The organism is Actinocorallia longicatena (assembly GCF_039534125.1).
In the GTDB taxonomy this organism is placed as follows: Bacteria; Actinomycetota; Actinomycetes; order Streptosporangiales; family Streptosporangiaceae; genus Actinocorallia; species Actinocorallia longicatena.
In genome coordinates, this window is sequence record NZ_BAAAUV010000009.1 from 240,843 (window position 1) to 253,986 (window position 13,144).

The 13,144-nt window shown below is 72.4% G+C and carries 8 protein-coding genes; 4 read left to right on the forward strand and 4 right to left on the reverse strand.

The features are described 5' to 3' along the window. Window positions 1-59 precede the first annotated feature (59 nt). Window positions 60-1,643, reverse strand: a complete 1,584-nt coding sequence (locus tag ABD785_RS20690) for an ankyrin repeat domain-containing protein (protein ID WP_344830741.1) — start codon at window positions 1,641-1,643, stop codon at window positions 60-62. Window positions 1,644-1,650: 7 nt separating this feature from the next. Next, window positions 1,651-5,511, reverse strand: coding sequence for an ATP-dependent RNA helicase HrpA (hrpA, locus tag ABD785_RS20695; RefSeq protein ID WP_344830742.1), 3,861 nt, complete (start codon window positions 5,509-5,511; stop codon window positions 1,651-1,653). An 86-nt stretch (window positions 5,512-5,597) separates the two neighbouring features. Between hrpA and ABD785_RS20700 the strand changes: the two genes are divergently transcribed. From ABD785_RS20700 to ABD785_RS20710, 3 genes are read left to right on the forward strand one after another with little or no spacing between them, the layout of a single operon-like run. Continuing rightward, complete coding sequence (locus tag ABD785_RS20700; RefSeq protein ID WP_344830745.1) at window positions 5,598-6,302, forward strand: CAP domain-containing protein; 705 nt, start codon at window positions 5,598-5,600, stop codon at window positions 6,300-6,302. Between the two features lie 10 nt (window positions 6,303-6,312). Continuing rightward, the gene (locus tag ABD785_RS20705) at window positions 6,313-7,800 is read left to right on the forward strand and encodes a sensor histidine kinase (RefSeq protein WP_344830748.1); all 1,488 of its coding nucleotides are present in this window, start codon (window positions 6,313-6,315) and stop codon (window positions 7,798-7,800) included. Continuing rightward, a complete protein-coding gene (locus ABD785_RS20710; RefSeq protein WP_344830751.1) occupies window positions 7,800-8,447 on the forward strand; it encodes a response regulator in 648 nt (215 codons plus the stop codon). Before ABD785_RS20705 ends, ABD785_RS20710 begins: the two co-directional genes overlap by 1 nt. 641 nt (window positions 8,448-9,088) lie before the next feature. Here the strand turns inward: ABD785_RS20710 and ABD785_RS20715 are convergent. Both ABD785_RS20715 and ABD785_RS20720 read right to left on the reverse strand, forming a co-directional pair. After that, the gene (locus ABD785_RS20715) at window positions 9,089-9,769 is read right to left on the reverse strand and encodes a DedA family protein (RefSeq protein ID WP_344830755.1); all 681 of its coding nucleotides are present in this window, start codon (window positions 9,767-9,769) and stop codon (window positions 9,089-9,091) included. Next, window positions 9,769-10,659, reverse strand: coding sequence for an ATP-binding cassette domain-containing protein (locus ABD785_RS20720; protein ID WP_344830758.1), 891 nt, complete (start codon window positions 10,657-10,659; stop codon window positions 9,769-9,771). Before ABD785_RS20720 ends, ABD785_RS20715 begins: the two co-directional genes overlap by 1 nt. 150 nt (window positions 10,660-10,809) lie before the next feature. Between ABD785_RS20720 and ABD785_RS20725 the strand changes: the two genes are divergently transcribed. After that, window positions 10,810-13,134, forward strand: coding sequence for a helix-turn-helix transcriptional regulator (locus tag ABD785_RS20725; RefSeq protein WP_344830761.1), 2,325 nt, complete (start codon window positions 10,810-10,812; stop codon window positions 13,132-13,134). Window positions 13,135-13,144: the final 10 nt, after the last annotated feature.

Below are 13,144 nucleotides of genomic sequence, written 5' to 3' on the forward strand. Positions count from 1 at the left end.
AGGCGGGACACAGGTTGATAGAGATCCTGGAGCAGTGATCTGGAGCAGTCCGGCGCGCGTCAGCCCAGGCCCTGCATCGCCTCGGTCCACTCGGCCGTGAGCCCGTGCAGCTCGGCCAGCTCCCTGACCGCCTCCAGCGGGCCGCGCAGCGAGGGGTCGTGCAGCAGGGCCGCCGACTCCAGCGCCAGGTCGAGCGGGTAGTTGTCGACGGCCGGGTCGGTGAGCAGCCGGTGGATCCCGGCGACGGCGCGGCGGTCGCCGCGCTCGGCCAGGCCGCGGACCGCCTCCGCCGCGACGACCAGCGACTCGTCCTCGACCCGCGCGGCCAGGGCCGTGCGGATCTGCGGCGTGTCGGACTCCAGGAGCGACAGCGAGGTCGTCGCCCAGTCGCGGACGTCCTCGTGCTCGTCGCCCGTCATCCGGATGAGCTCGCCGGTGCCGAGGGCGTCGTCGGGCGGGAGCACGGACATGAGCGCGAACGCGACGGCGTCGCGGACGGCCGGGTCGTCGTGCCGGGAGTGCTTCAGGACCTCGGGGAGCGCCGCCGCGTCGCCGTGATGGCTCAGCGCGAGGATCAGCGAGCGCAGCAGGGCCGGATCGGTCTCGTCGCGCGTCATCCGGCGCAGAATCGGCAGCGACTTCGTCGCGAAGGGGCGGTCCCCTCCCCTGCCGAGCTGGGCGAGGACGTCCACGCCGAGCCTGCGGCGCAGCGGGTCGGGATCGGCGGCGAGCTTCGCGGCGTCCTCGAAGGTCCCGGTGTCGGCGCGCTCCTGGAGGGTTCTGACGCTCTCCCACCAGGCGGGCCGCTCGGTGACGTCGCGGCGCCCCTCGGTCGCGGTCGGGCGGGCGGCGCGGAACTCCAGCGCCCGGCCGACCAGGGTCTCGAACGGCGTCCGCGTCCCGAGCTCGCGCTCCAGGACGGTCGCGATCGCGCCGTGACCGGTCTGCTTCTCGCTGAGGCCGCCGCCGCCCTGTCCCGGCCTGCGCGCCTCGACGGTGATCAGCTCGGTCTCGTCGTCCTGCTCCTCGCGGATGACCGTGATCTCCCACTCCGGCTCGGAGTAGACCTCGCTCTTCTGCTGGCGCAGTTCGGCCTCGACGTCGACGTCCGCCCAGCGCAGGGCGGCGTCCAGGGCGGTCTCCCCCGACTCGTTCACCGCCCGGGGGTCGGCGCCCGCGTTGAGCAGCATCCGGACGACGTCGACCGCGCCCCGGTCGGCCGCGAGCCACAGGGAGGTCTGGCGGCCCTCCTGGAGCGGGCGGGCGCCGAAGGCCAGCAGCCGGGTGAGGACGCCGATGTGGCCGCCGACGACGGCCCACTTGACGGGCGTCCAGTCGCCGGACTCCTTCCGGTTCGGGTTCGCGCCCGCCAGGAGCAGTGCCTCGACCACCTCTTCATGCCCCCAGCAGGCGGCACCGCACAGCGGCAGGCCGTCGCTGTCACCGAGGCTCAGAAGGTCGGGGGCCGCGCCCGCCGACAGCAGGAGCCCGACGATCTCGAGGTCGCCGCCCACGGACGCGACGTACAGGGCCGTGGAGCCCCCGGAGTCCGGCGCGTCCGGGCGCACGCCCATGGCCAGCACCTCGCGCACCCGGTCGGCCTTGCCATCGCGGACGGCCTCGACCAGTGATTCCCCCGACATGCCTTCCCTATTTCCGGTGGTGACCCTCGGTAATCGCCTTCCTGATCCGCTTGTCGGAGATCGGGTAGCGCGTGCCCAGGGACTGCGCGAACAGGCTGACCCGGAACTCCTCGATCATCCAGCGGACCTCGGTCGGACGGCCGGCGGCCTCCCAGTCGTTCTTGATCCCCTGAACCTGGGCCATGAGCAGGCGATCCCGGTGGGGATTCTCCGGCAGACGGTCCAGGCGGTGATCCAGTGCCCGCAAGTAGCGAAGCAGATCCGGTAGGCGGTTGAGGCCTGTTTCGGTGATAAATCCCGGATGAATGAGTTCATCCAGCTGTGCCCGGATGTCGGCCAGAGACGGCACCAGCACGAGACTGCTCGTGCTCTTCAGCTTACGTTGCACTCCGTGAGCGGCGGCGAGGATCCGCTCGACCCAGGCGAGGATCTCGGCGGAGACGTCGGCGAGGTCGGCCCGCACCTTGTCGTACAGGACGCGGTAGGCGTCCTCGGTCCAGGCGGGGCCCCCGTTGTCGGCGATCAGCTTGTCCGCCGCGGCGTCGACGATGTCGGCGAACAGCTTCGGGACCGAGCCGTGCGGATTGGTCGCCAGTGCGAGCTTGCCCTGGTTGGTCAGCCGGCCCTGGAGGTGACGGGCGGGGTCGGGGGCGTTGAGGAGGATCATCTTGCGGACGCCCAGCCACATGGCCCCGCGCTGCTCCTCCTCGGTGCCGAAGGTCTTGATCGCGACCGTCGCGCCCTGGTCGACGAGGGCGGGGTAGGCCTTGAGGCGGCCCTGCTCGTGCAGCCGAGGGAGCGCGCCGAAGTCCCAGCCCGTCAGCCCCTGCCGCTCGATCCCGCTGGCCTTCGCCAGGGTCTCCTGCTGCTTGGGCGCCAGCTTCCGCTTGAGCTCCGCCAGGTCCTTGCCCTCGGCGATCTTCTTGCGGCGCTTGTCGATCACCCGGAAGGTGATGCGGAGGTGGTCGGGGAGCTGGTCGACGCCCCAGGCCTCGCGCGCCACCTCGACCCCCCGGTTGTTGTGCACCGCGGTGAGGGACTTCAGCTCGACCTCCAGCGCGCCGAGCAGCGTGCCCTGACGGGGGACGATCCGCTCCAGCGCCCTGCGGGCGTAGTCCGGGGCCGGCACGAAGTTGACGCGCAGCTGCTTGGGCAGGCTGCGGATCAGGGCCGTGGCCAGCTCGTGGCGCATCCCGGGGACCAGCCAGTCGAAGCCCGCCGGATCGACCTGGTTGAGCAGGTGAAGCGGGATGTGGACGGTGACGCCGTCGGCGTCGGCTCCGGGCTCGAACTGGTAGGTGAGCTTGAAGACCAGGTCGCCCTGGCGCCAGGCGTCGGGGTAGTCGGCCTCGGTGACCTCGTCGGCGGTGTCGTTGATGAGCATCGACTTCTCGAAGCTCAGCAGGTCGGGGTTCTCCCGCGCCGTCCGCTTCCACCAGGCGTCGAAGTGGGCGCCGGAGACGATGTCGTCGGGCAGCCGCTCGTCGTAGAAGTCGACGAGGGTCTCGTCGTCCACGACGATGTCGCGGCGGCGGGCCCGCTCCTCCAGCTCGCCGACCTCCTCCAGGAGCCTGCGGTTGGCGTGGAAGAACCGGTGGTGGGTCTCCCAGTCGCCCTCGACCAGGGCGTTGCGGATGAACAGGTCGCGGGAGAGCTCCGGGTCGATCCGGCCGTAGTTGACCTTCCGGGCCGTGACGATCGGGACGCCGTACAGCGTGACCTTCTCCAGCGCCATGACCGCGGCCTGGTTCTTCTCCCAGTGCGGCTCGGAGTAGGTGCGCTTCACGAGATGACCGGCCAGCGGCTCGACCCAGTCCGGCTCGATCTTCGCGTTGACCCGGGCCCACAGGCGGGAGGTCTCGACCAGCTCGGCCGACATGATCCAGCGCGGCGGCTTCTTGAACAGGCCGGAACCGGGGAAGACCGCGAACCGGGCGTTCCTGGCGCCCACATAGTCGCGCTTCTCGGCGTCGTACAGGCCGATGTGCGACAGCAGGCCGCTCAGCAGCGACACATGGATCTTGTAGGGGTCGCCGTCGGAGGTGTTCGGGGTGATGCCGAGGTCACGGCAGACCTGCTTGAGCTGGCCGACCAGGTCCTGCCACTCGCGGATGCGCAGGTAGTGCAGGAAGTCGTTCTTCAGGGTCCGCCGGAACTGGGAGCCCGACAGCTCGCGCTGCTGTTCGCGCACGTGGTTCCACAGCTTCAGGTAGGACGCGAAGTCCGAGGCCGGGTCCTTGAAGCGGGCGTGCTTCTCGTCGGCGGCCTGCTGCTTGTCCGACGGCCGCTCGCGCGGGTCCTGGATCGACAGGGCCGCGGCGATGACCATGACCTCGGTGACGCAGCCGTTCTTGTCGGCCTCCAGGATCATGCGGCCCATGCGCGGGTCGACCGGGAGGCGGGCGAGCTTGCGGCCGACCTCGGTGAGCTTCTGCTCGGCGTCGAGGGCGTTGAGCTCGTGCAGGAGGTCGACGCCGTCCTTGATGTTGCGGCGGTCCGGCGGGTCGATGAAGGGGAACTTCGCGACGTCGCCGAGCCCGAGGCTGGTCATCTGGAGGATGACCGAGGCGAGGTTGGTGCGCAGGATCTCGGGGTCGGTGAACTCAGGGCGGCCCTCGAAGTCCTCCTCCTCGTACAGCCGGACGCAGATGCCGTCGGAGGTGCGTCCGCAGCGGCCCTTGCGCTGGTTCGCGCTGGCCTGGGAGACCGCCTCGATGGGCAGGCGCTGGACCTTGAGCCGGCTGGAGTAGCGGGAGATCCGGGCCGTGCCGGGATCGATCACGTACTTGATGCCGGGGACCGTCAGGGAGGTCTCGGCCACGTTGGTCGCCAGGACGATCCGGCGGCCGCGGTGCGGCTGGAAGACCCGGTGCTGCTCGGCGTTGGACAGGCGGGCGTACAGCGGCAGCACCTCGGGGATCGACGCCCCGCGCCGCCCCTTGAAGCGCTTCTCCAGGGCGTCGGCGGCGTCGCGGATCTCGCGCTCCCCGGACAGGAAGACCAGGATGTCGCCGGGGGGCTCCAGCGAGAGCTCGTCGACGGCGTCGCAGATGGCCTCGGCCTGGTCGGTGTCGTCGTCCTCGGCCGGGCGGTAGCGGACCTCGACGGGGTAGGTGCGGCCGGAGACCTCGATGATCGGGGCGTCGCCGAAGTGGCGGGAGAACCGCTCGGGGTCGATGGTCGCCGAGGTGATGATGACCTTGAGGTCGGGGCGGCGCGGCAGGAGCTGCTTGAGGTAGCCCAGGATGAAGTCGATGTTGAGGCTGCGCTCGTGCGCCTCGTCGATGATCAGTGTGTCGTAGGTCTCCAGCGTCCGGTCGTGCTGGAGCTCGGCCAGCAGGATGCCGTCGGTCATCAGCCGGACCAGGGTCTGGTCGGAGGTCTGGTCGGTGAAGCGGACCTTGTAGCCGACGGCCTGGCCGAAGGGGGTGTCGAGCTCCTCGGCGATGCGCTCGCCCACGGTGCGGGCGGCGAGGCGGCGCGGCTGGGTGTGGCCGATCAGGCCCTTCACGCCCCGGCCCAGCTCCAGGCAGATCTTGGGGATCTGGGTGGTCTTGCCCGAGCCGGTCTCCCCCGCGACGATCACGACCTGGTGGTCGCGGATGGCCGCAAGGATCTCGTCCTTCTTCTGGCTGACCGGGAGCTGCTCCGGATAAGTGATCTTCGGAACGGCTCCGGCGCGGTGGGCGACGCGCAGCTCGGCGGCGTCGGCCTGGCGCAGGATGTCGGCCCTGACCTTGGCTTTCTTCTCCGCGTCACGGATCTTGTGGGAACCGTCCCAGCGGCGGCGCAGGCGGTTGCGGTCGCGCAGCATCAGCCCGTCCAGGCGTTGGCGCAGGTCGGCAGGCTGATCAGCGGAAGAACTCACAACCGCCAAGCTTAAACAACCCTGCCCATCGTCCCGCCACCGATTTTTTCGCTAGGGTTCTTCCGATCTATGGCATTGGAGACGATATGGCCCCCCGATCGACTCTGCCGGCCGCCATGGCCTGTGCCGTCGCCTTGCTCTCCGGCTGCGGCTCCGGCCCGTCCACGCCGCCGGTGGCGGGCCCTCCCGCCTCGGAACCGGCCCCCGCCGAGCCGGACCGGCCCGCCGACGCGAAGAGCGCCGAGCCCGGCCCCTCGGGGGATCCCGTCGACGATCTCGCCGTGCCGCGGGCGCAGCCCAAGAAGGGCAAGCCGCTGGCGGCCTCCCCCACCGCCTCTCCCTCCTCCTCCGCCAGGCCCGACGCCGGCAAGCCGACCACCCGTCCCGTGACGCCCGCCCGCGGGATGACCGCGCTGGAGCTGAAGGTCCTGGAGCTGACCAACGCCGAGCGGGCCAAGGGCGGCTGCCCGGCCCTGCGGGGCGACGCCAGGCTGGCCACCGCCGCCCGGCTGCACTCCCAGGACATGGCCGCCCAGAACTACTTCTCCCACGACTCCAAGGACGGCTCCTCGCCCTGGGACCGGATCAAGCGCCAGGGCTACACCGACCCGGGTGCCGAGAACATCGCCGCGGGCTATCCGACGCCCGCGGCCGTCATGAAGGGCTGGATGAACAGCCCCGGCCACCGCGCCAACATCATGAACTGCAAGCTCAAGGCGCTCGGGGTCGGGGTCCAGACGGCCAGGGGCGGCAAGGGGCCCTGGTGGACCCAGGATTTCGGCTGGTCGTAGCTTTGACCGTGTGAAGCCCCCCGCCTTCCTCCGGGACCTGCTGCTGGTCCTCGTCCTGGCCGTGCCGCCGCTCGTCAGCGTCGGCACCGGCCCGTACGGGGATCTCGCGTTCTGGGGCGAGCTGACCGGGATCGTGATCATGGCCGTCGCGGTGCCGCTGCGGCGCCGGTGGCCGCTGGGCGCGCTGCTGACGGTGCTGGCGCTGACGGCCGTCCACGGGAACTTCGTGTTCGCCGTCCCGGTGGTCGCGTATCTGACCGGGGTCCGGATGGAACGGGCGAAGCCGGTCATCTGGCTGTTCGCCGGGGTCTTCTTCGGCGGGCTCGTCTTCAACTTCATCCGCGGGCTGGAGGGGCCCAGCGCCCTGTTCCTGCTGATGGTCTACTTCGCGGTGCTGGCCGTCCTGCCCTGGCTGGTGGGCCGGTACCGGCGGCAGTACGGCGAGCTGGTCGCCGCCGGATGGGAGCGGGCCGAGCAGCTCGAACGCGAGCACCGGATCGTCTCCGAGCGGGAGCGGGCCAGGGAGCGGGCCAGGATCGCCGAGGACATGCACGACTCCCTCGGCCACGAGCTGAGCCTGATCGCGCTGCGGGCGGCCGCGCTCGAGGTCGCCGCCGACCTGCCCGAGAGGCACCGGGAGGCCGCCGGGCGGCTGCGCGGGAACGCCGCCGACGCCACCGAGCGGCTACGCGAGATCATCGGGGTGCTGCGAGAGGACGACGCCCCGCTGCGGCCCGCGGGAGAGAGCGTCGCCGATCTGGTCGAGCGGGCCCGCGTCTCCGGGGTCGAGGTGGGGCTGGAGCAGGAGGGGCCGGAGCCGCCGCTGCTCGTGGACCGTGCCGTGCACCGGGTCGTCCAGGAGGCGCTGACCAACGCGACCAAGCACGCGCCGGGGGCCGCGGTGAGCGTCCGGATCGAGGGCGGGGACGAGGAGACGCTGGTGCGGGTGGTCAACGAGCGGCCGCCCGCGGGGCCGCTGCCCGGCCGGATCCGCGGCCTGACAGGGCTGACCGCCCTGCGCGAGCGCGTCACGCTGACGGGCGGGGCGTTCGAGGCCGGGCCGACGGACGAGGGCGGGTTCGCGGTGACCGCCAGGCTCCCGCACGGCGCCCACCCCGTCCCCTCGGAGATCTCGGAGTCGGCGACCCGGCTGGCCGGTGAGCGCGCCCGGATGCGGCGGGAGATGTGGACCGCGCTGTGGGTGCCGCTCGGGCTGATCGCGGTGTTCTCCTCGATCCTCGCGATCGACTACGCGATCGAGGTCCGCTCGTCGGTGCTGAGACCCGCCGACTACGCGAAGATCTCCGTCGGGCAGAGCCAGGGCGAGGCCGAGGCGCTGCTCCCGCACGAGGAGATGCCGAATCCGCCCAGGGGGAGCACCCGGGCGGGCTGCGGGGTCTACCGCTCGGACGGCAACCTGCTCGGCTTCGGGACGGTCTACCGGGTGTGCTTCGAGGGCGGCAGGGTCTCGGAGAAGACGACGATCGGGGAGAAGTGATGATCCGGGTACTGCTGGCCGACGACGAGCCGCTGATCAGGGCGGGCGTCAGGGCCGTCCTCGCCGCCGATCCGGAGATCGAGGTCGTCGCCGAGGCGGGGGACGGGCACGAGGCGGTGGCGCAGGCCCTCGCCCACCGGCCTCACGTGGTGCTGCTCGACATCCGGATGCCCCGGATGGACGGGCTCGACGCCGCGGCCGAGCTGCGCAGGACCGTCCCGGACAGCGCCGTGCTGATGCTGACGACCTTCTCCGAGGACGCCCACATCACCCGTGCGCTCGGCGACGGCGCCGCCGGGTTCCTGCTGAAGACCGGTGACCCGCGCGAGCTGCTGGCGGCCGTCCGGGCCGTCGCGGACGGCGCCGCCTACCTGTCGCCGAAGGTCGCCCACCGGGTCATCGCCGAGCTCGGCGGCGGGCGGCTGGCACGGGGCGCGGCCGCCCGCCGGAAGGTCGCGGAACTGACGCCCCGCGAACGCGACGTGCTGGCCCTGCTCGGCGCCGGGCTGTCCAACGCCGAGATCGGCCGGCGCCTCCACCTGGTCGAGGCGACCGTGAAGGCCCACGTCAGCTCGATCCTCACCCGCCTCGAGGCGAGGAACCGCGTCCAGGCCGCGGTCCTCGCCCACGAGGCCGACCTCCTGTGACGCTCTGGCTGTGACGCTCTGGCTGTGATGCCTAGGCGTCGCGGCGTCGCATGACCTCGCGTCCGGCCAGGAAGAGGGCGGCGGTCCAGGCGGCCAGGATCAGCAGGGCCGCGGCGGGGCCGTAGGGCTCGGTGTCGTCCTGCATGAAGTGCAGGCCCGCCATGCTCGGCAGGGCCGACCCGAGCGTGCTGTTCCCGATGACCACCGGCAGCACCGTCAGCAGCAGGAACGCGGCGGTGAGCGCGCCCGCGGTGCTGCGCAGGGCGGCGGCGAGGCCGACCACGAGGACTGCCGCGGCGGCCAGGTAGATCCCGGCCTGGAGAATGTCGAGCGGGAATCCCTCCGTGCTCCCCCACTCCCCCAGCAGGGGTTCGGCGGTCAGGCCGCCGAGCAGGGCGAGCGCCGTTCCCGCGACGAACATGACCGGGGCGAGGACCGCGGCCTTGGCCAGCAGGAGCCGGCCGCGCACCGGCACCGCCTGGAGGCTGCCGCGGATGGAGCCCGTCCCGTACTCGCCGGTGACGGCGAGGATCGCGGTGGCCAGGACAACGAACTGGACCAGGGCCGAGCTTTCGAAGACGATGTCGCCGACGGTCGTGATCCCGGCGTCGTCGGAGGTGATCTCGTTGGTGTTGTTGCTCTCATGCGCCACCGCGAGCTGGGCGCTGATCAGCGTCATCGTCACCGCGGACAGGGCCAGCGACCACCAGGTGCCCCGGACCGTCCACAGCTTCGTCCACTCGGCCGCGATCGCCGCGCGCAGTTCCATTTCTCACCTTTCGCGTGATTTCCACCCCGGCGGTGACCGTCAGGGCGAGGCCGAGCCCGAGCAGCAGGCCGCGGACCGGATCGTTCTCGAAGGCCGCGCCGCCGATGTGGCCGACGAGCACGGAGTAGACCGCCCAGCTCAGTCCCGCGAGGACGTCGAACCGGGCGAAGCGGCGCGCCGGATAGCCGGTCGCGCCCATCACGAGGGTCGTCGCGGTGCGCCCGCCGGGGACGTAGCGGGCGACGACGAGGATCGTCCCGCCGCGCTCCGCGACCGCCCGCGCCGCCCGGTCGTACCCGCGGCGCCCCGACAGCCGCGGGCCCGCCCGGCGGCCGATCAGATAGGAGACGTGGTCGCCCGCGATCGCGCCGAGCGCGGCGGCGGCCACCAGCGGCAGCGGGGCGGGCCCGCCGTCGGAGGCGGCGAACACCCCCGCCGTGATGACCAGGCTCTCGCTCGGCACCACGGGGAAGAAGCCGTCGAGCGCGGCGACCGCGAAGACCAGGAGGTAGATCCAGGGAGAGCCCATGAGGTCATGGGCGAACTCCAGCATCAGGCCGTCCCGTACTCGACGCTGTCCTCGGTGAGCCGCAGGTAGGCCTCCTCCAGCGAGGACTCGGTGACGCGCAGCCCGTGCAGCCGCAGGCCCATCTCGTGGGCGAGGTCGCCGACCTTCCCCGCCTCCGCCCCCTGGACGAGCAGCCGCCCCGGTGCGGCCGTCCGCGCCCCCGGCAGCCGGGCGGCCAGCAGCTCCAGGGCCGCGTGGTCGGGGGAGAGCACCTCGACGGCCGCGCCGGAGACCAGCTCGCCGACCGGGGCGTCGGCGAGCAGCCGCCCCTTCCCGATGACGACCAGGTGGTCGGCGGTCTGCTGCATCTCGCTCATCAGATGGCTGGACAGGAAGACGGTCCTGCCCTCGGCCGCCAGCGACCGCATGAGCCCCCTGACCCAGCGCACGCCGTCGGGGTCGAGGCCGTTGACCGGCTCGTCGAAGAGCAGCACCGGCGGGTCGCCGAGCAGGGCCCCGGCGATGCCCAGCCGCTGGGACATCCCCAGGGAGTAGCCGCCCGCCCTGCGCCCGGCCGCCTTGCCGAGACCGACCGCGTCCAGGACCTCCTCGACCCGGCCGAGCGGGATGCGGTTGCTGCGGGCCAGCGCGACCAGGTGCGCCCGGCCGCTGCGGCCGGGATGGACGGCCTTGGCGTCCAGGAGGGCGCCGACATGGCGCAGCGGCCACCTCAGGTCCGCGTACCGGGCGCCGCCGATCAGGGCCTCCCCCGACGTCGGCCGGTCCAGGCCGACGATCATCCGCATGGTCGTCGACTTCCCCGCGCCGTTGGGGCCGAGGAAACCCGTCACCCGGCCGGACGCGACGGTCAGATCCAGCCCGGACACCGCGGTGAGCTCGCCGTATCTCTTGGTCAACGCCCTCAGTGTGATCATGTGTCCACGGTAGGAATCGCGGCCCGCCCGGCACATGACCCGTTCGTCGGGCGCCACCCCCTTCTTTCGTCGGGGGTCCTTTCGGGCGAAGTGGTGTTACCAGCCGTGATCGCTCTAATACGATTCAGTGGAGACGGCGAGAGGGATGCCATGGCGGTCGGGACGTTCCGCGGCGGGCTGCCCGTCGAGGTCACGGGATTCGTCGGCAGGTCCGAGGAGCTGGCCGAGGTCGGGAGGCTGCTGGAGCGGGCCCGGCTCGTCACCGTGGTCGGCGCGGGCGGGGTCGGCAAGACCCGGGTCGCGCTGCGGGTCGCCCGGTCGGTCGCGGCCCGCTATCCGGGCGGGGTCTGCCTGGTGGAGCTGTCGGGGCTGCACGATCCCGAGCTGCTGCCCGGAACCGTCGGCCTGGCGCTCGGGCTGCCGGAGCAGTCCGTCAGGTCCCAGCTCGAGACCGTGCTGGACTACCTGCGCGGCCGGGAGCTGCTGCTGGTGCTCGACACCTGCGAGCACCTCGTCGACGCCTGCGCGATGTTCGCCGACACCGTCCTGCGCGAGGCTCCGGGCGTCACGGTGCTGGCGACCAGCCGCCAGCCGCTGGACGTCCCCGGCGAGCACACCTACCCCGTCCCGCCGCTGCCCGTCCCGGAGCCCTACGGGGCCTCGGGCGGCGGCTCGGTCGAGGGCAGCGCGGTGGAGCTGTTCGCGCAGCGCGCCGCCGCCGTCTGCCCGGGCTTCCAGATCACCGCCGCCAATCACGACCAGGTCCTGGCGCTCTGCCGGCGGCTCGACGGCATCCCCCTGGCGATCGAGCTGGCCACCGTCCGGCTGCGGGCGCTCTCCCTCGACCAGCTCCTCGACCGGCTCGAGGACCGGTTCCGGCTGCTCGCGGGCGGCCGTCGCACCGCCCTGCCCCGGCACCAGACCCTGCGCACGGCGATCGACTGGAGCCACGAGCTGTGCACCCCCGCCGAGCGGCTGCTGTGGGCGCGGCTGTCGGTGTTCGCCGGGCCGTTCGACCTGGCGACGGCCGAGCACGTGTGCGCCGACGACGTGCTGCCCCGCGCGGAGGTGATGGAGCCGCTGATCGGGCTGGTCGACAAGTCCCTCGTCCTGCGCGACGGCGACGGCGGCCAGTACCGGATGCTCGACACGATCCGCGAGTACGGGGCCGAGAACCTCGCCGGCTTCGACGACGCCGACGCCCTGCGCGGCAGGCACGTGGACCGGCATCTGGCCGAGGTCCGGTTCTTCGACGAGAACTTCACCGACGACGCCCAGGCCGACCGGTACCACGCGCTGCGCGGCAAGCACGACGGCCTCCGTGCCTCGCTGCAGTACGCGCTCGCCCTGCCGGGACGCCAGCGCGACGCCGCAGCCCTGGCCGCGCGGCTGTGGGGCTACTGGCAGATCTCGGGGCTGCTCACCGAGGGCAGGTACTGGCTGACCAAGGCCCTCGACCGGTTCCCCGAGCCCTGCTCCGAACGGGCGGAGCTGCTGACCGTCCGGGCCTATCTGACGACCTTCGGCAGCGATCCCGTCGCGGCCGCCGCCGACCTGAACGAGGCCATCCCCATGGCCGACGCCCTCGGCGACCTGCGGGTGGGCGCCCGGGCCCGGGTGTACCTGCACCTCGTGGCCGTCTTCGGCGGCGACCCCGACCGGGCCGTCGCGCTGAGCGCCGAGGCCCGCGAGAAGCTGGCCGCGACCGGCGACGTCGTCGGGCTGTCCCAGCTCGACACGCAGGACGGCCACCTCTACCACATGACCGGTGACCATTTCCGTGCCCTCGACTTCTGCGAGCGGGGGCTGCGGCGGCTCGGCGCGGGCAGCAGGGAGCGCTGGATTCGCGGCTACCTGCTGTACGTGTCCAGCGTCGCCCACTACCGCAAGGGCGACCACGCGGCCGCCGCCGAGCGGGCCCGTGCCGCGCTGCACTGCAAGTTCGCGCTGGGCGACCGGATCGGCATCGCCTACTGCCTGGAGACCTTCGTGCTGCTGGCCGTCTCGACGGACAGGCACGCCCGCGCCGCCTGGCTGCTCGGGGCGGCCGACCCGCTGTGGGAACGCGCGGGCAGCCGGTTCAGCGGGACCGCGGCCATGAACGAGCTGCACCGGTCCGCCGAGACCAAGGTCCGCGCCTCCCTGCCGCCCGGCCGCTACGAGGAACTGCACTCCCTCGGCGCACGGACCGCCATCGAACAGGTCGTGGAGGCCGCGATCAACGACGCCGACCCGCCGGCCCTCGTCCCGTCCGCACGTGCCCAGGAGACCCCCACGGCCCTGGACGCGCTGACCCGGCGGGAACGCGAGGTCGCCGCCCTCGTCGCCGAGGGCCTGTCCAACCGCGAGATCGCCGGACGCCTGTTCATCTCGAAACGCACCGCCGACGCCCACGTCGAGCACATCCTGTCCAAACTGGGCATCTCCTCGCGCGTGCTGATCGCCGGTCTGCTTGAAGCGGCCAGGCACCGCTGATCCGCGTTCG